The organism is Streptomyces durmitorensis (assembly GCF_023498005.1).
Lineage (GTDB): Bacteria > Actinomycetota > Actinomycetes > Streptomycetales > Streptomycetaceae > Streptomyces > Streptomyces durmitorensis.
Map to the genome: position 1 here is coordinate 8,121,539 of NZ_CP097289.1, position 20,267 is coordinate 8,141,805.

The 20,267-nt window shown below is 72.5% G+C and carries 20 protein-coding genes; 8 read left to right on the forward strand and 12 right to left on the reverse strand.

Annotation, left to right across the window (positions count from 1 at the left end):
- Positions 1-27: 27 nt before the first annotated feature.
- From M4V62_RS36375 to M4V62_RS36390, 4 genes are all read right to left on the reverse strand, one after another.
- Entirely contained in the window at positions 28-774 is a 747-nt protein-coding gene (locus M4V62_RS36375) for an AfsR/SARP family transcriptional regulator (protein WP_249591429.1), read from the reverse strand.
- 127 nt (positions 775-901) lie between these two features.
- Positions 902-3,742: a helix-turn-helix transcriptional regulator gene (locus M4V62_RS36380; protein WP_249591430.1), complete on the reverse strand. Its 2,841-nt coding sequence runs from the start codon at positions 3,740-3,742 to the stop codon at positions 902-904.
- Between the two features lie 155 nt (positions 3,743-3,897).
- Complete coding sequence (locus M4V62_RS36385) at positions 3,898-4,107, reverse strand: hypothetical protein (protein ID WP_249591431.1); 210 nt, start codon at positions 4,105-4,107, stop codon at positions 3,898-3,900.
- A 183-nt stretch (positions 4,108-4,290) separates the two neighbouring features.
- The gene (locus tag M4V62_RS36390) at positions 4,291-5,388 is read right to left on the reverse strand and encodes an NADH:flavin oxidoreductase/NADH oxidase (RefSeq protein WP_249591432.1); all 1,098 of its coding nucleotides are present in this window, start codon (positions 5,386-5,388) and stop codon (positions 4,291-4,293) included.
- A gap of 136 nt (positions 5,389-5,524) precedes the next feature.
- On the opposite strand from M4V62_RS36390, the gene M4V62_RS36395 reads away from it, so the two are divergent.
- The gene (locus M4V62_RS36395; protein WP_249591433.1) at positions 5,525-5,890 is read left to right on the forward strand and encodes an ArsR/SmtB family transcription factor; all 366 of its coding nucleotides are present in this window, start codon (positions 5,525-5,527) and stop codon (positions 5,888-5,890) included.
- Positions 5,891-5,963: 73 nt separating this feature from the next.
- On the opposite strand, the gene M4V62_RS36400 is transcribed toward M4V62_RS36395, so the two are convergent.
- Positions 5,964-7,313, reverse strand: a complete 1,350-nt coding sequence (locus M4V62_RS36400) for an FAD-dependent oxidoreductase (protein ID WP_249591434.1) — start codon at positions 7,311-7,313, stop codon at positions 5,964-5,966.
- Positions 7,314-7,492: 179 nt separating this feature from the next.
- On the opposite strand from M4V62_RS36400, the gene M4V62_RS36405 reads away from it, so the two are divergent.
- A complete protein-coding gene (locus M4V62_RS36405) occupies positions 7,493-7,942 on the forward strand; it encodes a DUF6214 family protein (RefSeq protein WP_283779129.1) in 450 nt (149 codons plus the stop codon).
- A gap of 67 nt (positions 7,943-8,009) precedes the next feature.
- Here M4V62_RS36405 and M4V62_RS36410 read toward each other — a convergent pair whose 3' ends face one another.
- Complete coding sequence (locus tag M4V62_RS36410; protein WP_249591435.1) at positions 8,010-8,939, reverse strand: LysR family transcriptional regulator; 930 nt, start codon at positions 8,937-8,939, stop codon at positions 8,010-8,012.
- Positions 8,940-9,080: 141 nt separating this feature from the next.
- On the opposite strand from M4V62_RS36410, the gene M4V62_RS36415 reads away from it, so the two are divergent.
- Entirely contained in the window at positions 9,081-10,331 is a 1,251-nt protein-coding gene (locus M4V62_RS36415; protein ID WP_249591436.1) for an MFS transporter, read from the forward strand.
- Between the two features lie 46 nt (positions 10,332-10,377).
- Here the strand turns inward: M4V62_RS36415 and M4V62_RS36420 are convergent, their stop codons facing one another.
- On the reverse strand, positions 10,378-11,031 hold the full coding sequence (locus M4V62_RS36420; RefSeq protein ID WP_249591437.1) for a DUF305 domain-containing protein: 654 nt from the start codon (positions 11,029-11,031) through the stop codon (positions 10,378-10,380).
- A gap of 177 nt (positions 11,032-11,208) precedes the next feature.
- Between M4V62_RS36420 and M4V62_RS36425 the strand changes: the two genes are divergently transcribed.
- On the forward strand, positions 11,209-12,711 hold the full coding sequence (locus M4V62_RS36425; RefSeq protein ID WP_249591438.1) for an LVIVD repeat-containing protein: 1,503 nt from the start codon (positions 11,209-11,211) through the stop codon (positions 12,709-12,711).
- On the opposite strand, the gene M4V62_RS36430 is transcribed toward M4V62_RS36425, so the two are convergent.
- Positions 12,699-13,379, reverse strand: a complete 681-nt coding sequence (locus M4V62_RS36430) for a TetR/AcrR family transcriptional regulator (RefSeq protein WP_249591439.1) — start codon at positions 13,377-13,379, stop codon at positions 12,699-12,701. The two genes, M4V62_RS36425 and M4V62_RS36430, sit on opposite strands and share 13 nt — an antisense overlap.
- 192 nt (positions 13,380-13,571) lie before the next feature.
- On the opposite strand from M4V62_RS36430, the gene M4V62_RS36435 reads away from it, so the two are divergent.
- Together M4V62_RS36435 and M4V62_RS36440 are read left to right on the forward strand one after the other, a co-directional pair.
- Positions 13,572-13,817 (forward strand): DUF2630 family protein, encoded by a 246-nt coding sequence (locus M4V62_RS36435; protein WP_249591440.1) that lies wholly within the window; start codon positions 13,572-13,574, stop codon positions 13,815-13,817.
- Positions 13,818-13,927: 110 nt separating this feature from the next.
- A complete protein-coding gene (locus tag M4V62_RS36440; RefSeq protein WP_249591441.1) occupies positions 13,928-14,350 on the forward strand; it encodes a (4Fe-4S)-binding protein in 423 nt (140 codons plus the stop codon).
- 31 nt (positions 14,351-14,381) lie between these two features.
- On the opposite strand, the gene M4V62_RS36445 is transcribed toward M4V62_RS36440, so the two are convergent.
- From M4V62_RS36445 to M4V62_RS36455, 3 genes are all read right to left on the reverse strand, one after another.
- Entirely contained in the window at positions 14,382-15,080 is a 699-nt protein-coding gene (locus M4V62_RS36445; protein WP_249591442.1) for a phosphatase PAP2 family protein, read from the reverse strand.
- A 95-nt stretch (positions 15,081-15,175) separates the two neighbouring features.
- Entirely contained in the window at positions 15,176-16,111 is a 936-nt protein-coding gene (locus M4V62_RS36450; protein WP_249591443.1) for a M56 family metallopeptidase, read from the reverse strand.
- A 142-nt stretch (positions 16,112-16,253) separates the two neighbouring features.
- On the reverse strand, positions 16,254-16,817 hold the full coding sequence (locus M4V62_RS36455; RefSeq protein ID WP_249591444.1) for a DUF5134 domain-containing protein: 564 nt from the start codon (positions 16,815-16,817) through the stop codon (positions 16,254-16,256).
- Between the two features lie 167 nt (positions 16,818-16,984).
- On the opposite strand from M4V62_RS36455, the gene M4V62_RS36460 reads away from it, so the two are divergent.
- Positions 16,985-18,658 (forward strand): FUSC family protein, encoded by a 1,674-nt coding sequence (locus tag M4V62_RS36460; RefSeq protein ID WP_249591445.1) that lies wholly within the window; start codon positions 16,985-16,987, stop codon positions 18,656-18,658.
- A 37-nt stretch (positions 18,659-18,695) separates the two neighbouring features.
- A complete protein-coding gene (locus M4V62_RS36465; RefSeq protein WP_249591446.1) occupies positions 18,696-19,364 on the forward strand; it encodes a MarR family winged helix-turn-helix transcriptional regulator in 669 nt (222 codons plus the stop codon).
- Positions 19,365-19,382: 18 nt separating this feature from the next.
- Here the strand turns inward: M4V62_RS36465 and M4V62_RS36470 are convergent, their stop codons facing one another.
- The gene (locus M4V62_RS36470) at positions 19,383-20,159 is read right to left on the reverse strand and encodes a FadR/GntR family transcriptional regulator (RefSeq protein WP_249591447.1); all 777 of its coding nucleotides are present in this window, start codon (positions 20,157-20,159) and stop codon (positions 19,383-19,385) included.
- Positions 20,160-20,267: the final 108 nt, after the last annotated feature.

The following is a 20,267-nucleotide window of genomic DNA, read 5'->3' on the forward strand; positions in this document are numbered from 1 at the left end:
GGCTGCCTCGCCTCCCCGTCGTGCACGTCAGGTCAGCGCGTGGCGCACCATCGTGAGGAACTGCTCCGAGGGTTCGATGCCGAGCTCCGTGCGGAGCAGCCCGCGGAACGCCTTGAAGTGGCGCACCGCCTCCGCGAGGTTGTTCTCGGCGAGGTGCACCGTCACGACCGCCCGCCGCGCGCTCTCGCGCAGTGGATCGATGCGGGTGCTCTCCAACGCGGCCTCCAGGGCGGGGGCGTACTGCTCCTGCTCGACGAGGCGGGCCGAGAGCGCCTCGAGCGCGTGCAGTCGCAGCTGGTGCAGCCGCTCACGCTCGAAGACCACCCAGTCCTGGTACCAGCCGGGCAGCAGCTCACCCATGCCCATCAGCGAGGCGCACGCGGCCCCGGTCCCCTCTGCCGAGGCCGCGAGTATGTGGTGTGCCGTGGCGGTGAAGTCCTCGACGTCCATCCGGACGCGCCGGCTGAGCGCGAGCACCCCGGGCCGGGGGTCGCAGACGGCCGAACCCGCCGTGTTCAGGCGCCAGATGGCGGTGCGCAGGCAGGCACGCGCACGCTCCTCGGTGACCTCGGGCCACAGCGTCCCCGCGAGCACCGAACGCGTCGTGGGGCCACGAAGCCCGAGCAGGGCGAGCAACTGCTGCCCGCTGGCGGACACGTCGACCTGCTCGCCGCCGTCGCCCTCGCCGCGGCTGAGGTGAAATCCCCCCAGCAGCCGCAGACGCAGGGCCGGTGGCGCGTCGTCGCGTACCGCCGCACATTCCGTGACAGCCATCTGTCCACCCCCAGTTGTGCATTCCGTGCCCTGACCAGCCAAGAACCTACGCCGGGCAGGGCAGGGGTGCCTCAGGGAACCGCCCAGGGATAACCCCGGTGTGCCAGGGCTCCGGCCAGGGGACGGGCTAGGAGGAGGACGTGCGCCGCTCCTGGGGGGCGAAGTGCTGCACGAGCCCGATGCGCGAGGCGATGCCGAGCTTCGTATAGGTGTGGCCCAGGTGGTACTCGATGGTCTTCACGCTCAGCGCGAGCGCGGTGGCGATCTGCCGGTTGGTGAAGCCCTGCGACGCCAGACGCGCGACGGCCAGCTCCTGCGGCGTGAGCCCCTCGGCGGCGGAGGCGGGGTCGGCGGCCGCCGGATCGTGCGCGGGCCGCGGCGGCGCCGCACGCCCGCAGGCGTCCAACTCCCTTTCGCACCGGGCGAGATAGGGCGCGGCGTCGAGCTCACGCATGGTCGTGTACGCCGCTTGGAGCTGGGCCACGGCGACCGAGCGGCGGCCGATCCTGCGCAGGAACGCCCCGTGGTCGAGCTGCACGCGGGCGCGGCCGAACGGTGAGGGGATCTGCGCCGCCTGGTCGTGCGCACGCAGGAACGAGGCCTGGGCGCGGTCCGTGTCCCGGCGCGCCGCGTGCAGATTGCCGCGCACCCGGGCCGCGGCGGACAGTGCCGAGTGCTGTCCGCGCGCCGATGCCCGCTCCTCGTAGGGCAGGAGCACCGCCTCCGCCTCGTCGAGGTCGCCGAGCTGGATGAGCGCGTCGACCAGGAGTTCACGCCAGGAGACCACGCCGGGTTCGTTCACGCCGTCGTGCGTGGCGAAGTCCAGGAGCGGGCGGAGCGCCTCGACGACGCGCTCCGGCTCCGCGCGCGCCTCGGCGAAGGCCCCGTGCGCCGACGCCGCGTACGCGTAGGCGAGGGCGCTCTCGTCGCAGCCCGGCGCGTCCAGGGCGAGCCGCAGGTGGGCCGAGGCGCGGTCCCAGGTGCCGCGTGCCGAGAGGATCCAGCTGGCGATGGCGTGCGTGACGGGCTTGAGCCACGACTGCTCGGTGTCGTCGGCGATCGACGCGGACGCCTCGGCGTGGATCAGCGCCTCGTCCCAGTCGCCGAGCCGGTGCAGGGTCTGCGCGAGCGCGGAGGCGGAGAGGAGGCGCAACGGCACCGTTCCCCTGCGGCAGTTGGCCACTGCCCCCAGCAAGTCGGCGCGTGCGCCCAGGAGATCGTCCGACCACAGCCTCAACTGGCCACGCGCGAGCAGCAGATCAATGCTCGCGGGCGGGACGAGTAGGGGATCGGGCAGGTCACCGGCGAGCTCGATGCCCTTCTTGGCGAACCCGCTGAGGCCGAGCGCGAGGAGGTGGTTGAAGCGCAGCATCCGGCTCGGCCCCTGGAGGGTGGAGAGCCGCTGGGCGCGCTCCGCCCACTGGGCGGCGTCGGCCGAGCGCCCCCGCATCACGGCGGCGTAGCTCAGCTGCTCGGCCGCCCGCGCGGCCAGCGAGGGATCGCTCTCGTGATCGCACTGGTTCCAGGCGTCGACGAGCAGCGTCTGCGCCTGCTCCATGCGCCCTTGGACGCGCGCGACATAGCCGCGTACGTACCCGCGCAGCGCCGGGTCCGCGCCGGCCGGAAGGCCCGCCGCCAGTTCGGCCGACTCGTGCACCCGGCCGTCGAGCAGCAGCGCCTCGACCGCCTCGACGGCGAGCCGGTCGCGTTCCATGTCGGTCGTCGCCACCCGTGACGCGTGCCGCAGGTGCGTGCCCGCGACCGCCCACTGTCCGGTGGCCGCCTCGCGCCGGGCGCACGCGGCGAGGGCGGCGGCGAGGTGCTCGTCGGGTCCGGTGGCCGCGAGTACGCGGTGCCGCAGGCTCGCGTACTCGTCGTCGACCAGGGCCGCGGCCCTGGTGTGCAGGTCGGCCCGGTGCGCGGGCCCGATGTCCTGGTAGACCGCGGCGTGGACGAGAGGATGCGGGAAGGCGATCTCGGGCGCGGCCCCCGGATGCGTCTCCTTCAACAGGCCTGCCTTGACGGCCCGTTCGAGCGCGGGCAGGGGTGTGGTGACGCGGGCGAGCGAGGCGGCCACGCCCAGCGGGCAGGAGAGCCCGAGCACACTGACCGACTGGACGAGCCGCTGTGCCTGGGAGCCGCACTCCGCGAGATTGGCGAGCACCAGCATGGCGTACGAACGGGGCGCGGGCAGGGGCGTGGCGACGTCCCGCAGGACGTGCGCGGGCACCTGGTCGAGGAGTGCTCGGGCGTGCAGCGGATTGCCGTGCGTGTGACCGTGGAGGCGCACGGACGCGGAGTGCGGCAGCCGGTCGGAGCCCATCTGTGCGCTGAGGGAGCCCAGTTCGTCCGGTGTGAGCCCGTGCAGCGGGATGCGCCGGGTGCGGACGTCGGAGAGCAACCGGCGGATGCCGTCCGGGAGTTGGGGCGCCTGCGGGTCCCGCGCCGTCACGATCGCGAGGACCTTGTCGACGCGCAGCCGCCGCAGCGCGAACGTCAGCGCGTTCAGCGAGGCGGAGTCGGCCCAGTGGGCGTCGTCGAGCACCAGGATGACGGGGCCCTTGTCCTGGAGCTCGCTCAGCAGGTCGAGCAGCCCGAAGCCGGCCGCGAGCGGCGGCAGGGTGCCGGGCGCCGAGCGGGGCGTGCGGACCAGCGAGCCGAGGCAGTCCGGCAGCGGGATGGGGCTCTGCCCGACGAACTGGGCGAGCACCCCGCAGGGCAGCGCGCTCTCGTTCTCCTCGCCGCTGGCCTGGAGCACACAGGCGTCGCCCGCCGTGTCGAGGAACCTGCGCACCAGCGCGGACTTGCCGATGCCGCCAGGGCCGTCGATCAGGACGAGCCGCGGCACACCGTCGCACGCCTGGCGGAACTCCTCCTGAAGCGCCTCGAGTTCGTGGCGCCGGCCGGAGAAGGCCTCATGGGGTGCCGGTGCGTGGGCATGGCCGTTCAGAATGCCGCCGGACGTCATCACCGCCCCCACATGTCGGCACCCGGTACGGACGCCAGGACTGTGACGGCGACCCGTGCCGGGCGCATGGCCCTGAACGTCCACGATGATGCCCGAACGGGTCCCGGTACAAGCAGATTCCCCGCTCCCGCGGAGCAGTTTGCCGTGCCGTCGGATCAGGCGTCACAGGAGTCGCCATCCGTCGCGGAGGCCGGCTCTCCGGTCTCCGTGGACGCCGGGTCCGGCGGCGGTTCGAGGAGCGAGAGCAGCTCGAGCCAGCCGTGGAACGGCGTGCAACGGCCCGTGTCTCCTTCCTCTTCACACTCATCCACCACGTTCCCGTGCACGCCCGCAGGCGAGCGGAACACCTCGATGACGTAGCGCACAACGCCCTCCCGAGGGCCGGTACGGGCCCCGAACCGTGACACATCGCGACAGCGCCACGGTACGAACGCTGGCCGGCCCGTCGCTTCGGGGAGTCACCTAGGGATGTCCCCAGTCGGCAACCCTTGGCCAAGGCTCCGCCGGGCAGACGGGCAGGAAAGCAAGGCGGCGGCCCCCGGCTGGGCTCACACCATGCGGTGGTACTGCTGGGGAGTGGCCACATCGCCGCCGAGTTCGTTCGCGGCGTGCCGGGCCCACGAGGGGTTGCGCAGGAGTTCGCGGCCCAGGAGCACGGCGTCCGCCTCCCCGTTGGCGAGGATCTTCTCGGCCTGCTCGGGGTCGGTGATCAGGCCGACGGCCGCCACGGGGAGGGACGTCTCGGCCTTCACCCGCGCCGCGAAGGGGACTTGGTAGCCGGGGCCCGTCTTGATGCGGGCCCTCGGGGCGTTGCCTCCGCTGGAGACGTCGAGGAGGTCCACGCCGTGGGCGTGCAGTTCCTTCGCGAGGCGGACCGTGTCGTCGGCCGTCCAGCCGTCGCGCTCGTCCTCGGGGTTCTCCGTCAGCCAGTCGGTCGCGGAGATCCGGAAGAAGAGGGGCAGTTCCTCGGGCCAGACGGCGCGGACGGCGTCGACGACTTCGAGGGCGAGCCGGGAGCGGTTCTCGAAGGAGCCGCCGTACTCGTCCGTGCGGTGATTGGTGAACGGCGAGAGGAACTCACCGATGAGGTAGCCGTGGGCGCCGTGGATCTCGACCACCTGGAATCCGGCGTCGAGGGCGCGCCGGGCCGCGGCGGCGAACTGGCCGACGACGTCGCGTATCTCGTCCGTGGTGAGCTCGTGCGGCAGGTGGTGGCCCTCGTCGAAGGGGAGCGCGCTGGGCGCGAGCGGCTGCCAGCCGTTCTCCTCCTGGCCGACGGGTCCGCCGCCCTTCCAGGGGCGGTCGGTGGACGCCTTGCGGCCCGCGTGGGCGAGCTGGATGCCCGGAGTGGTGCCCTGGGTCTTCAGGAAGCCGGTGATGCGGCGCAGCGCCTCGACCTGCGTGTCGTTCCATATCCCGAGGTCCGCGGGGCTGATGCGGCCCTCGGGGCTCACGGCCGTCGCCTCGACGAGGATCAGGCCGGTGCCGCCGGCGGCGCGCGCTCCGTAGTGGGCGAAGTGCCAGTCGTTCGCCACACCCGCGTTCGGCCCGAACACCTCGGCCGAGTACTGGCACATCGGTGCCATCCACACCCGGTTGGGGACGGTCAGGGATCGCAGGGTGTAGGGCTCGAACAGCGCGCTCACGGCGGACTCCATTCGTGACGGACTTCGGTACGGCTCGTACGGTAGCCCTCGTAGTACGCCAGATGTCAAACTACGATGACTCTCGTACTATGGAGGCCTTCGAGGAGACGTGAAGCCCGGACGAAGTGGAGCCGTCATGACGACCGCCGCACCGATCAGCACCCGCGCGCTCGACCATCCGGCGCGGGTGGAGATCCGGCTCGAGGGTGTGCTGCACGCGCTGTCGGACCCGATGCGCCTGCGGGTCGTACGGCAGTTGGCCGGGTGCGAGCCGGGCCTCGACGGTCTCTCCTGTTCGCAGATCGACCTGCCCGTCACGAAGTCCACGAGCACCCACCACTTCAGGGTGCTGCGCGAGAGCGGCGTGATCCAGCAGATCTACCGCGGCACGGCCAAGCTCAACGGCCTGCGCCGCGACGACCTGGACGCGCTCTTCCCCGGACTCCTCGACACGATCCTCACCGCGGCGACGGCACAGGCAGAGCGCACGAGCGCCCCGTAAGGGGCGCGGGGAGCTGCGCGCCAAGCCCCCGCCGGGCCCGCGGATCCATGTCCACCCGAGCCCGGCCCGGAGCCTACGGCTGCTCGCCCCGCGCAGCGGCCCGCAGCCCCGGCCAGTCGGGGATCTTCACCGGCCCACGCCCCAGCGCCGCGCCCACCGCGGCCTCCGCCCGCTCGATCCCCAGCCAGCCCTGCCACTCGACGGGGTGCAGCCCCGCGTCGAGGAGAGCGGGCAGCGGATCCTCGGGCACTCCTCTGCGTACGAGCGCGGGGGCGTCGTCGAGCAAGGACAGCACCGTCTCCTTGGCGCACGGGCGGTTGGTCCCGATGACGCCCGTCGGGCCCCGCTTGATCCAGCCCGCCACGTACTCGCCGGGGGAGGCCGCCCCCTCTCGCAGCACCCGCCCCGCCGCATGCGGAACCGTGCCGAGCCGGGGGTCGAACGGCAGTCCGTCGATCGGTACCCCGCGGTAGCCGACCGAGCGCAGGACGAGCTGCCCCGCGATGTCCTCGTACCGCCCCGACCCCGTCACCCCGCCCCGCCCGTCCGGCAGCGTCCGCTCGAACCGCACCCCGCCGACGCGGCCCGCGGCCTCCGTGACGGCCACGGGGCGCAGGAAGAAGCGGAGCCGGATGCTGCGCGGCAGGTGCCGCGCCGGGCGCTCGGCCCAGCCGCGCATCACCTCGACGTTGCGGCGGCCCGCCGGGGGTAGGCCGGAGGGGTCGGCGTACGCGGGATCGAGCGCCAACTCCGCGGGATCCACGATCACTTCGGTGTCCGGCAGCGAACCGAGCTCGCGCAGCTCCTTGGTGGTGAAGCGCGCCTGCGAAGGGCCGCGCCGCCCCACCATGTGAACCTCGCGCACCCGGCTCTCGGCGAGCACGCCGAGCGCTGCCTGTGGCATGTCGGTGGGCCGCAGCTCGGCCGCGCCGCGGGCCAGCATCCGCGCGACGTCCACCGCGACGTTCCCGACGCCGATGACCACGGCGGACTCCACACCCCCCACGAAACCGTCGGCCGCCGCGTCCGGGTGCGCGCTGTACCAGGACACGAACTCCGTGGCCGAGTGGCTCCCCGGCAGATCCTCGCCCGGTACGCCGAGCCTGCGGTCGGCTGCCGCGCCCACGCAGTAGACCACCGCGTGGTAGAGGCCGAGCAGTCGCGCGACGGGGAAGCCGCCGGGGCCGATCTCGATGCCACCGAGGAAGCGGACGCGGTCGTGCTCCAGGACCGTACGCAGGTTGTTCTGGAGGGACTTGATCTTCTCGTGGTCGGGTGCGACGCCGTACCGCACGAGGCCGTAGGGGCAGGGCAGCCGGTCGATGACGTCGACGCGCACCCCCGGCACGCGGTCCTGCTGGACGAGGGACTGCGCGGTGTAGACCCCGCTCGGGCCCGATCCGACGACGGCGACCTGCAGCACGGCGGTGCTCCTTCCGCGAGGCGGCCTCGGGGGATGGCTTCAGCATCGCACCAAGGTGCGTCGAGGGGGAGATGCGGTGAGGGGGCGGGTTGATCCGGGTGCCCCGTTCCCGTGCGGACCGCCGCGCGGCCCTGCGTGCCGTTCGTGACCTAATGCGATCGCACGGCTACCTTTTGATTGTGCTTGAGAGCCCCTTTCTTGGCGTTTCTGATCACTATCGACCGAATCCTGCCTGTTCGACTGGCTCGCCCTCATTCCATGTACGGCTGACCTTCGGTGACGGAGCGGCCATCGACGCGCGGGCCGTGGTGTCGGAAGGGCGGATCACCCTGGAGGGCCTGCACGCCCGGCCGCCGCATCCGCATCCGGCTGATGATCCGCTTCCGCATCCGCACGTGCTCACGCCCGCCCACGGCCAGCCCGCCGTGCGGCGCGCCCGCCCGTCGTGGCCGCGCGGGCGCGAGGGGCGGCTCATGGTGGCCAAGGAGTACCGCGCGGCGCAGGCCGACGGCCGGGATCCCGTGCTCGCCGTGATGTACGCGACCGGCCGCAGCCGCCGCAGGTCCCTCAAGCTCATCGCCTCCGCGCGGGACGCAGGGGCCCTGCCCCCGCGCCACAATCGCCGCTAGCCCGCGCCCGGTGCGCCGAACGCCGCGGTGATCTCCGCGGTGATCTGCGCGCTGATCTCCGCACTGGTCACCGCGCCCATCTCGGCGTCCACGTATCCGCGTCGTGGTGTTCGGGCCGCGTGGTGGCGAGGTGGTCGCGGAGCGCGGTGAGGGCGGGGTGCGGGTTGTCGCCGCGCCAGATCAACGAGTGCGGGTAGACCGGGGTCGGGCCGTGCACCGGGACGCGCCGCAGGTCGTGGTCGGCGGGCCAGACGAGGCGGGTCCGCTCGCCGACGAACGTCGCGATGACCGAGGATCCCGCGATCGTGTCGAGGAGCGGTTCGGTGCCGAAATCGGGCCCTGTCACCTCGATCGTGAGCCCGAACGCCGCGGCGAGATCTTCGTAGTACGTGGCCCATTCCGTACCGGCGACGATGCCTGGCATCCAGATCCGGTGCCCGGCGAGCTCGGCGGGCGTCACCGCGCGGGCAGCGGCGAACGCGTGGTCCGGCCCGGTGAGGAGCTGCACCGGCTCGTCGTACACCCGGGCCGCCTCGATGCCGTCGGGCAGTTGCCGCGCGGGCAGGGTGAGGGCGCGGAAGGCCGCGTCGATCGTGCCCGAGCGGACGGCGGCGAGCGCCGTGTCGGCGTCGAAGAGTGTCACGACGTCGAGCTCGGTGCCGGGATGCGCACGGCGGAAGCCGCTCAGGAGCCCCGCGGGCGCGAGCCGCCGGCCGATCACGTCGACACGCAGCGCCCGGCGGCCGGGCCGCACGGAATCCGCCGCCCGCTGCTCGGCCCGCAGGAGATCACGGGCATGGGGCAGGAACGCCTGTCCGTCGATGGTGAGCCGGGCCCCGCGCGCGGTCCGCGTGAACAACCGCACACCGAGGTCCTTCTCCAGCACGGCGACGCGCTTGGAGACGGCCTGCTGGGTCACCGCGAGCGCGGAGGCCGCCCCCTGGAACTGACCGGCGTCCGCGACGGCGACGAAGGTGCGCACAGCATGAAGGTCCACGCCGGACATCCTAAGAGGCACAACCAGCGGTTGTGGCCGCCCACGCGATGCGGTTGTTTGACCCGCGGACCCGCCGCCGGATTGGATGCCGCAGGTCAAGGTGAGGTTGTTCGAGCGCGACGGCGGGGGGTGGCACCGGGCATGGGAGCCAGGAGGCCCCTCGGGCGGCAGTTCGGATGGCTGTGGGCGGCCTACACGGTCAGCGCGTTTGGGACACGGATCGCGTTCGACGCGTTCCCCCTGATCGCGATCCTCGCCCTGGACGCGGGGCCGACGCAGGTGTCGGTCCTCGCGGCCGCGGGGTTCGCGGTCGGCGCGGTGGTGGCGGTGCCGCTCGGGCCGTGGGTGGAGTTCCGCCGCAAGCGGGCGGTGATGATCGCGATGGACCTGGTCCGGTGCGCGGCGCTGCTCAGCATCCCCGCCGCGTACGCCTTCGGCCTGCTGGGCTTCGGCCAGCTCCTGCTCGTGGCGGTCGTGGTCGGTGCGGCCGACATCGCGTTCAGCTCGGCGAGCGGTGCGTGCCTCAAGGCGCTCGTACGGCCGCAGGACCTGCTCGTCGCGAACGGCCGCCTCGAATCGACGAATTGGACCGCCCTGGTGATCGGGCCGCCGCTGGGCGGCGCGGTGATCGGGCTGTTCGGTCCGGTGGTGACCGTGGTGGCCGACGCAGTCAGCTTCCTGCTCTCGGCCCTGGGGATCCGCGCGATCGGCGGAAAGGAGCCGCACCCCGTGCGCACCGAGCCGCGAGCCCGGTTCCGGGCGGGCGATCTGCTCGACGGCTGGCGCTACATCCTGGCGGCCCCGGCGCTGCGCCCGCTGTTCTTCAACACCGTGCTGAACAACGGCCTGATCATGGCGACATCGCCCCTGCTGATCGTCCTGATGGTCGGCGAACTCGGCTTCGCGCCCTGGCAGTACGGCCTGGCCTTCGCCGCGCCCTGCGTCGGCGGCCTGCTCGGCTCGCGGCTCGCCCGGCCGCTCGTCGGGCGGTTCGGACGCCACCGGGTGCTGCGCACCGCCGGGGCACTGCGGGCGTGCTGGCTGATCGGCCTCGCCTTCATCGGTCCCGGTGTCGCCGGGCTCGTCCTTGTCGTCGTCGTCGAGTTCGGCCTGATCACCTGCTCGGGGGTGTTCAACCCGGTGTTCGCCACCTACCGGCTCGACCACACTCCCGCGGACCGTGTCGCCCGCACCCTGTCCGCGTGGTCGGTCACCAGCAAGCTCAGCATCGCGGCCATGACCGGCGTGTGGGGCCTGCTGGCCGCCGCGACCGGCCCGCGCACCGCGGTCGGGATCGCCGGGATCCTCATCCTGGCCACGCCGCTGCTGCTGCCGCGACGCGAGCACGCGCCGCACGAAGAGCGGGACGCCGCCGCCCGAAGCCACGCCTGACGTCCCGCGCCCTACGGCCCTCCTGACGGCCCCCGCGCCGGGCACCTCACATCTTGCGCATCCGGCCGATCTCCGCCGTCTGCTGCGCGATCACGTCGTTGGCCATCTCCTCGACCTGGATGTTGTTGCCGTCGGTGAGCGCTTCCGTGGCCATCGTGATCGCGCCGTTGTGGTGAGTGATCATCAGCTTCAGGAAGAGCTCGTCGAACGTCTTGCCCTGTGCGGCGCGCAACTGCTTCAGCTGGCCCTCCGTGGCCATGCCGGGCATCGTCCCGTGGTCGTGCCCCTGCTGCTTCTTCGCGCCGCCGTGGTTCTTCAACCAGCCCTTCATGGCGCCTATTTCCGGGCGCTGCGCGGCAGCGATGCGATCGGCCAGGCGCTTGACCTTCGCGGAATCGGCGCGCTTCGGGGCGAGTCCGGTCATCTTCAGGGCCTGGCCGTGGTGCGTGATCATCATCTGTGTGTAGGTGAAGTCGGCCGAGTTGGGGCTGTCGTCGTCGGTTCTCTTCTTGGCCGCGTCCTCGGCGGACATCGTCGCGGCCGTCTCGCCCGGTTTGCCCGGAGCGATCACCGAGGGTCCTGGCGCGGCCTTCTCGGCGGTTTCGGATCCGGCGTCGGAACCACCTGAATCGCAGGCGCCGAGCGCCAGAACAGCGGCCGTGAGGAACACGGTGACGGCGGGCGTACGACGGTTGAGCACGGCTGCCTCCTGTGGCGCGCGGGGGAGTTGGGGACCGTCCTAGCACGCTTCGGCGCGTGAATGATCAAAAACTTTCATTACAGATGCGTTGCCATCTGTTGATCTGTGCATGCAGAGCACGATACTGCGGGGTGTCCGTGAACCGTTCAACTACGAACGGCTACTAGGGAGGACGCAGTGACCCTGTTGAACAACCCCCGAACACGGCGCAGACGCTTCGGCGTCGGCGCGGCCGCGCTCGGTCTGATTGCCGCACTGTTCAGCGCGGCGCCCGCCGGAGCGACGCCCGACCCGGGCGACTCGCCCGCCGCGCCCAAGAGCGTGTCGAAGAGTGACGCCGCCGACGCGAAGGCGGCGATCAAGAGCGGCAAGATACCGGCGCCCGACGAGATCGTGCACTCGGACAACATCAAACATCTCGCCAACATCCCCAAGGACGCGCTGCCGGGGACCAACTCCGACCTCGCGTTCCAGGGGAAGTACGCCTTCGCAGGCAACTACGACGGCTTCCGTATCTTCGACATCAGCAACCCGAAGAAGCCGCGGACCGTCTCCCAGGTCCTGTGCCCCGGCTCGCAGAACGACATCTCCGTCTCCGGGAACCTGCTCTTCCTCTCCACCGACTCCTCGCGCAGCGACAACTCCTGCAGCAGCACCTCGCAGCCCGCGACCGAGAAGTCCTCGTGGGAGGGCATGAAGGTCTTCGACATCAGCGACAAGGCCAACCCGAGGTACGTCTCCGCCGTCGAGACCGCCTGCGGCTCGCACACGCACACCCTGGTGCCGGAGAAGCGGAACGTCTACGTGTACGTCTCCTCGTACTCCCCGAGCGCGACGTTCCCGGACTGCCAGCCGCCGCACGACGGCATCTCCGTCATCAAGGTGCCCCGCAAGGCCCCGCAGAAGGCGGCGGTCGTCGACTTCCCCGTGCTCTTCCCGGGTGAGGGCCCCGACGGCGGCGGCAACCCGGGCGGGCCCACCAACCCGGGCGTCTCCAAGACCACCGGCTGCCACGACATCACCGTGCTGCCCTCCAAGGATCTCGCGGCGGGCGCCTGCATGGGCGACGGCATCCTGTTCTCCGTCAAGGACCCGGAGAACCCGAAGGTCATCGACCGCGTCCAGGACAACAAGAACTTCGCGTTCTGGCACTCGGCGACCTTCAACCAGAAGGCCGACAAGGTCGTCTTCACCGACGAGTTGGGCGGCGGCGGCGCCGCCACCTGTGACGAGGCCACCGGCCCGGAGCGCGGCGCCAACGGCATCTACGACGTCACCGGCAAGGGCGACAAGCGCAAGCTCGTCTTCAAGAGCTACTACAAGATCCCGCGCCACCAGGCCGCGACCGAGAACTGCGTGGCCCACAACGGCTCGCTGATCCCGGTCAAGGGCAAGGACCTGATGGTCCAGGCGTGGTACCAGGGCGGCGTCTCCGTCTGGGACTTCACGAACTCCTCGAAGCCGAAGGAGATCGGCTACTTCGAGCGCGGTCCCCTCAGCGCCGACACGATCCAGACCGGCGGCTCCTGGTCGGCGTACTACTACAACGGCTACGTCTACTCGAACGACATCGCGAAGGGCTTCGACGTCCTGAAGATCGACGACAAGCGGACGGACCCCGCCGAGCGGGTCCGCGTCCGTGAGCTCAACGTCCAGACCCAGCCGGACTACTTCGACTGAGTCGGCCGCCGAGCGGACCGCGTCTCCTGCGCGGCCTGATCGTCCACTCGCGCATGCGTCCCGTCGGGCGGCTCATCGCCCGGCGGGACGCCGAGTTCCCACGCGAGCCCGTACCGCTGGAACAGCTCGCCCCGCAGCGCTCCCGCGGGCATCGGCGCCCCCGGGAGCAGCACCGCGAAGACGGCGCCCATCAGCAGGGCGCGCAGCAGCGGATAGTCGGTGTCCACGTCGGGCGACCCATGGCGTACGACGGTGTCGCGGAGCAGCTCGGCGAGGTGCTGCTGCTCCGGGCAGCGCACGAACCCGTCGGCCTGGAGGATCCCCGCCATGTGCGTGCGCATGAGGAGCGGCTGATCCCGGGCCAGGCCCAGGATCGCGTCGATGGCGCGGGCCAGGAGCTCGTCCCCGTCCGTCGTCCGCGGTTCCCGTTCCAGGGCGGCCTGGAGCGTGCGGTGCATCAGGCGGTGCACCGCCGACTGGAGGAGCTGGCGCTTGCCGGGGAAGTAGTACGACACCAGACCGCGGGCCGAGCCCGCGCGGTCCGCGATGTCGCCGAGTGTCGTCGCCTCGTAGCCGCGCTCGCTCACCAGCTCGACCGTGGCCTGCAGGAGCCGTTCCCTGGAACGCCTTCGCAACTCTTCATTGACCGATGCGCTACGCGGGGACATCCTGTAACTCCTGCGTTGACTGGCTTCGAGCCAGTATACTCAGCGTGTCTCGGACCAAGACCCCCAGTGGGTCCCTCATGGTCCGGTGTGGCCTGGGGCAGGCAACACCGCGGGGGAGTGTTGCCTGCTCACAGGTGCCGATCGGCCGAACCCTCCTTACAGTGGGCCGGGGGGCCGAGGAGGCGTACTGAGATGGATCAAGAGCAGATTCTGTCCCGGATCTCGTCGATGGTCGACGACGAGCGGACGCTGCGGGACTCCCTGGCGTCGGGAGCCATCGACGAGGCGACGGAGCGCGCGAGGCTCGGCGCGCTCGAACGTGAACTGGACCGGTGCTGGGACCTGCTGCGCCAGCGGCGCGCGAAGGCGGAGTTCGGCGAGAACCCGGACGAGGCGCGGGTGCGGCCCGCCGCCGAGGTCGAGGGCTACCGCTCATGAACAGCCCCGCACTCTAGGGTCTCTCGTTTGGATCAGACCCCGCTCCCTGATCCGGCCTGATCCAAACGAGAGACCCCAGCCGTCACCCGAACCGCAGGCCGAGGAGCCGTATGGGCGCCGAGCGGGGCAAGCCGTACCGAGGACAGCGCATCACCGTCACCTTCGACGCGCGGCGGTGTCTGCACGCCGCGGAGTGCGTACGCGGGCTCCCCCAGGTCTTCGACACCGGGCGCCGCCCCTGGATCTCCCCCGACGCGGCCCCCGCGGACGAGGTCGCCGATGTCGTGCGCCGCTGTCCGTCCGGGGCGCTGCAGTACGAGGAGGCGGACGGGACGACGGAGCGGCCGACCGGCCCCACCACCGTCGAGCGCACGGCCGACGGCACGCTCGTGCTCCGCGGCGATCTGCGGATCGCGGCGGCGGGCGGCCCCGAGGTGCGGGAGACGCGCGTGATGCTGTGCGGCTGCGGGGCGAGCGGGAACCAGCCGTACTGCGATCACTCGGGCCCCTGCGGAACGTCCGGCGAGGCCTGACGCCTGACCCCCGGTCGACGAGGTGGGCTCGTTATGTGGTCTCCGGTGTGCGGGTGCCGGGTCGGTGTTCGTACGTCGCGATCGCGAGGGCCACCATCAGGGCGCCCAGGAGCCAGCCGCCCACGACGTCCGACGGCCAGTGAACGCCGTTCCAGATCCGGGTCACACCGACCCCGATCACGGAGACCACCGTGATCGTCACGCCCGTGCGCCACACGGCGGGCCCGGCGCCGTACGTGCGCAGGAGCCACAGGAACAGCCCGCAGGCGACCGTCGCCGTCATGGCGTGCCCCGAGGGGAAGGCGGCGAAGTGCGCGGAGTCCACCGGGTCCGGCCATGTCGGGCGCGGCTTGTCGACCGCGGCCTTGAGGCCCTGCTGCACCAGGGTGCCCACCGCGCAGGTGGCGGCGATCCACAGCGCCAGCCAGTACGCGCCGCGCAGGGCGAGCCACACCACGGCCACCGCGCACAGCGCGCGCATCGTCCAGGGGTCCCACACCCAGTCGGTCAGGATGCGGCTCGCATGGGTGAGGCCGTCGTGCGCGACGGCCCAGCGGTGCGTGGTGCGCGCGATGTCGCCGTCGACGGTGCCCAGCGGGCCCCACTCCAGCTCCACCAGGAGGATCAGCAGGAGCGAGGGGACGCACAGGACCGCGGCGACGAGCGCGGCACGGGACTTTCGCGGACGGGGTGGACTGGGCGGCGAGTCGAGGGGTGCGGCGGAGTGCATGGGGAGATCCTCGCCGACGCGCGGTGCCGGGGGCCATCCCGGGGCGTGCTCCCCTGGAGTGAGCCCCGGTCGCCTCGCTCTCCGGCGGCGGGCCACTAGCCCAGCGCGCGCAGCCCCGGCACGAACGTCACCAGGAGCGGAACCACCGGAACCAGCGCCGCGGCCGCGGTCAGCCGAAGCCGCCGCCCCGCAGTGAGCCGCGGCCGTGCGGACAGCAGCCGGTGCACCCGCTGCGGCACGTGCGCCTGCGGGGTCGGGCAGGGGCCGAAGACGCCCCGGTCCTCGTTGAGCTCGATCAGCGCGAGGGCGATCGTCAGGCGCCCGAAGCGCCGCGAAGCCACGTCGTCGGCGGCCAGCTCGACCAGGCGGTGCATCTCGCCCCGGAACGCGGCGAAGACCGGTACCTGCGGGAACCCCGTGGCCAGCGCGCCCGAGCAGTGCAGGAGCCAGTCGTGCCGCGCCTGCGCGTGCCCCTGCTCATGGGCGAGCACGGCATCGAGCTGACGGCCCTTGAGGCGGCGCAACGCCGCGGTGGTGATGACCAGTTGGGGCGCCGCGCCCGGCAGCCACCATGCGTCGGGGCGCTCGCCCTCCAGGACGACGAGACGGTCGGCGCCGGGCTCCTCGCCGGGCAACAGCGGTGCGCGCCGGAGTAGTTCGCTGCGCCCCTTGCGGCGCCTGGCCCGCGCGCGAACGATCTCCCGGGTCAGCATCGCGGCGGTCCACACGCCGCCCAGCGCCAGCGCCACGGCGGTCGCGGGCGCCCAGACGCCGCCCGCCCCGAGCGCGTACGCGTCGACCACGTCGTGCGGCGCGGGGGCGAAGACGTGGCCCCGCACGGCCTGCCACGCGGCGGCGGCGCTGAGGGTCATCGACAGGGCACAGCACATGAGCACACCCGCCACGACGCACTGCCACGCCCACAGCGCGACCACCGGTTCGCGCTCCGGCCAGTCGGCGCGTGCGAGGAGGCGCGGGGCGACGACGGCGGTGAGGGCGCCCAGCAGCAACAGCGCAACGGGGAGCAACATGCGTCAAGACTATGAGGGCGGCGCTGCCGGAGGGTATGGCCTATCGCCTCAAGTGACGCACGCCACGGCCGATCGCGGGATATCACCCCTTACGGCCCGCACGGCCTCGTGCCTTCCGCGCTCCTGGGCCTCCAGAGGCGGTCTACAGCGTCAGGAGCATCGCGATCATGGTGATCCCCATGGAGAGACGGCACACCATCGCGAGCTCCGTGCGATCGGCCCACCCCGTGACCGTGCCGCCGCCGGCTCCCTCCGCCGCCGCGAGCGTCGGTACGGGCAGGAGGCGCACCCCCGACCAGAGCACGTACCCGGCGAAATAGAGCAGCAGTGCTCCGGTGAGCGCCGGCGCGCCTCCGCCGCCGTGGCCCGTGTGGGCGGTGGGGGTCGCGGCCATGGCCGCTGCCATGTAGACCATGGCGCAGGCGCCGACCAGATGATGCAGGTGGTGGCGGTTCTGCCGGGCCGCCCAGAGCGCGCGGAGAGCCGCCGCGCCGAACACGGCCACATAGGCGAGCCAGGCCCACCGCGGCGGGGTCAGCACGGCTGCGGGCAGGGCCATCAACGCCATCCCGAACCCCATGAGCGCCTCGCCGCCGGCCGTCCGGCGCTGTTCCTCGATCCTGCTGCGCATCCGCAGCAGGCAGTAGGACCCGGTCGCCGCGCACAGCGCGACGAGCAGCCAGCCGGCATGCACCGGTCCGTGCACCGCGCACCTCCCCGATCGACGGTGTCGTCGGGTCGATGCCCTCGCACGGGGCCTCGTACGCGAGCGCATGGGTGTACGCGGGGAGCGCGGAGGGGAGCGGACGGGGCCGCGGTGAGCCGCGGCGACCTAAATCGTTTTCGAGTAAAACACTTGCTAAGGTTCTCGCCATGAGCAGTACACCCAGTACGTCCCCCACCTCCGGCCACTCCCGCGTCCGCCGCCTCCCGCTGGCCGGTGTGCTGCGTCCGGGCAAGCCCTCCGACATCTGGTTCAAGCCCGCGTCCAGCGTCGTCGTCGCCACCGCGATACCGAATCTGACGCTCCTCGCGATCGGCCGCCTTGACCTCGTCATGTACACGATGGCCGGATCGTTCTGCGCGCTCTACACCCACAACCTCCCCTACGCCGCGCGGGCCCGCGCCCTCGCCGGAGTCGTCGTCGGCATGCTCGCGAGCGTCGGGATCGCCATGGTCGCCGCCTCGCTCACCACGTCGGCGGCGGTGCTCGTCGCGGTCGGGGCATTGCTCGCCGCCGCGCAGAAGACGCTCTGCGACGCGACCCGCATCGGCCCGCCCGGCCACCTCATCTTCACGTTCATCAGCTCCGCCACGCTGTTCGCGCCGCAGGCCATCGGGCAGGTCCCCGGCCACCTGGCCCTGACCCTCGGCGCGGGCGCCGTGGCCTGGCTCGTCGGCATGGCTCCGGCCCTGCTCCGGCCCCACGGCCCCGAGCGCCGAGCCACCGCGCGGGCCCTGCGCGCGGCGGCCGCCTACGCCGAGGCCTCGGGCCCCGGCCGTGAGCGCGCCCGGCCGGGGGCGGCCGCAGCCGTGCACGCGGCCTGGCAGTCACTGCTCGCCACAGGTGCCCGCACGGCGGCCCGCCGCGCCCTGGAGCGCCTGGTGATCCGCGCCGAGGAGGCCCTGGCGGCCCCCGCGGCGGCGGATCCCGCCCAGCTGCGCGACTGGGCGGCGGGCCTGCGCGGCACGGGTGCGGTGCCGCGCCCCGGCGACGTACGGCCCGAAGCGGAGGACGAACTCCTGGGAGTGGAAGCCGAGTTGGCGGCGGGCTCGGCCAAGGGCTCCTTGTGGCGGCGCCTCGGCCCCGGGTCGCCGCTGCTGCCCATCGCGCTGCGCACGGCGGTCGGCTGCGCGCTCGCGGGGTACGCGTCGCTGGCGCTCGGCGTCGGCCGCCCCTACTGGGCTCTTGTCACGGCGGCCTCGCTCTACCAGGCCAACGTCACGCTCACCTGGAACAGGGGAGTGCAGCGCGTGGTCGGCAACCTCGTCGGAGTGCTCGCCTTCGCCGCGATCGTCCCGCTGGCCCACCTGAGCCAGGCCGCGCTGATCGTCTGCTGCCTGGCCCTGGCCTTCGGGGCGGAGGCGCTGATCGGCCGCAACTACTGGCTGGGCAGCGTGTGCGTCACGCCGATGGCGCTCCTGGTCACCGAGTTCGCCCGCTTCCAGCAGCCCGGAGAGCTGATCCTCGACCGGGTCGTGGACACGTTCGTGGGGGCACTGCTCGGCATCGTCGCGGCGATCGCCGTCACCAACCGGCGCGCCGCCGACCACATCGAGCTGGCCATCGACGCCACCGACCGGGCCCGCGCCCGCGCCGAGCAGGCCCTGGCGGCCCCGCTCACCGGCCCCGACGCCCTGCGCCCGGCGCGCCGCGGCCTGACGGCCGCCCTCGTGGACCTGCGCACCGCCCATGACGCGGCGGCGGGCGAATGGTGGCAGCGCGCCCTGCCGGAACAGCGGGTGATGGTCGCCGAGCAGGCAGGACACCGTACGCTCGCGGCGACGGTACGCGGCACGGAGCACGGCGAGCGCGTACGGGTGTGACGAGCCGGGCGAGGCGCAAGGGTGAGGACAGGGGCACATGAGGAACGGGAGCGAACGGGACGCGACGTCGGACGCCGCGGCCCATGCGGGAGACGGCGGTGCGGGCGGTGTACGCGGTGCGAGCGGCGCGGACGGTCCCGCGACCAGTCCCACGAGCAGCCCCGCGGGCGCGGCGGGCAGTGCCCCGGGAGCGCCCCGCGACACCGTCGCCGCCGTCGTGCGGCAGTGGCAGGCGGTGCGGCCGGACATCGACACCGGCCCCATGGAGGTCATCGGCCGCATCAACCGCTGCGCGGCCCTCCTGCAGCAGGCCGAGGACGCCCCGCTGCGCCGCGTCGGCCTGACCCGCCCCGAGTTCGACCTCCTCGGCGCGCTGCGCCGCACCGGCCACGAGCTGACCCCCGGCGAACTGGCCCGCGAGACCTTCTCGTCGGGCGCCGCCGTCACCAAGCGCCTCAAGCAGCTCCAGGAGCGCGACCTGGTCGACCGGCGCGCCGACACCCGTGACCGCCGCGTCTCGCACGTCGGTCTGACCGCAACGGGCCGCGAACTGGTCGACTCGATCCTGCCCGACCAACTGGCCTACGAGACCGTGGTACTCGCAGGCCTCGACGAGAACGGCCAGGGTCAACTCAGCGATCTGCTGGGCGAGTTGCTCGCGCAGCTGGAGGGGCGACTCGGTCTCTCGCCCGGCTTCCGGGGCTGAGGGGCACTTCCCGCCCGCTCAGTGATCCTCGACGGAAGCCGCCAGCAACTCCCTTGTCTCGGGCTCGACATGCTCCGCGTAGTACTCGTGCAGCGCGGTGCGGCCCAGGCGGGCCGCGAGGGGGCCGTCGCCCGCGGTGATCGCCGCCAGGACCTCGCGGTGATGGGCTATGGAGCGCTCCATCCAGGCCGTCGTGTCCGTGACGCCCGCGATCTTCTTCTCGATGACCTCGACCACCGCCTCGTGCACGGCGCGTGCGCACAGGCCGAGGAGGGAGTTGCCGCTCGCCTCGGCGATCGCGCGGTGGAAGAGCGCGTCCGCCTCACTGAACGCGTGCAGGGAGGCGGGACCGCCGCCGCTGAGGGATTCCATCCGGGTGATCTGCTCGCGCATCCGGGCGAGGTCGTCCGCGCCGTGCAGGCGCGCCGCCAGACGGTTGCTCTCGGCGTCCAACACCATGCGGAACTGCACCAGTTCACCGAGCGTGGACACGCTGGAGCGGGTGAGGCGGCCCAGGGCCTGGCTGAGGTTGTCGGGCGAGACGCCGAGCACCTCGGCTCCCAGCGGATCGCCGGGCCGGGAGCGGATCAGGCCCGCCGACTGCAGGACGCGCAGTGCCTCGCGGACCGTGGAGCGGCCCACGCCGAAGCGGTTGACCAGCTCGCGCTCGGCGGGCAGCCGGGAGCCCGGTGGCAGATCACCGCTGAGGATGCGCTCCTCGATCTGCTCCGCCACCCGCTGATAGGCGCGGACCGGTGTGACCGGCCGGAACAGGTCGGTGTCGTCGGCGGCCATCGGCCCGCCCCCTCCACGTACGTAGCTGATACGCGACATCGGCGCGGGAAAACCAAGATCTGGTGGTTGACCCGGCCGTGAACGTGGAGGCAGAGTACGGGAACTCAA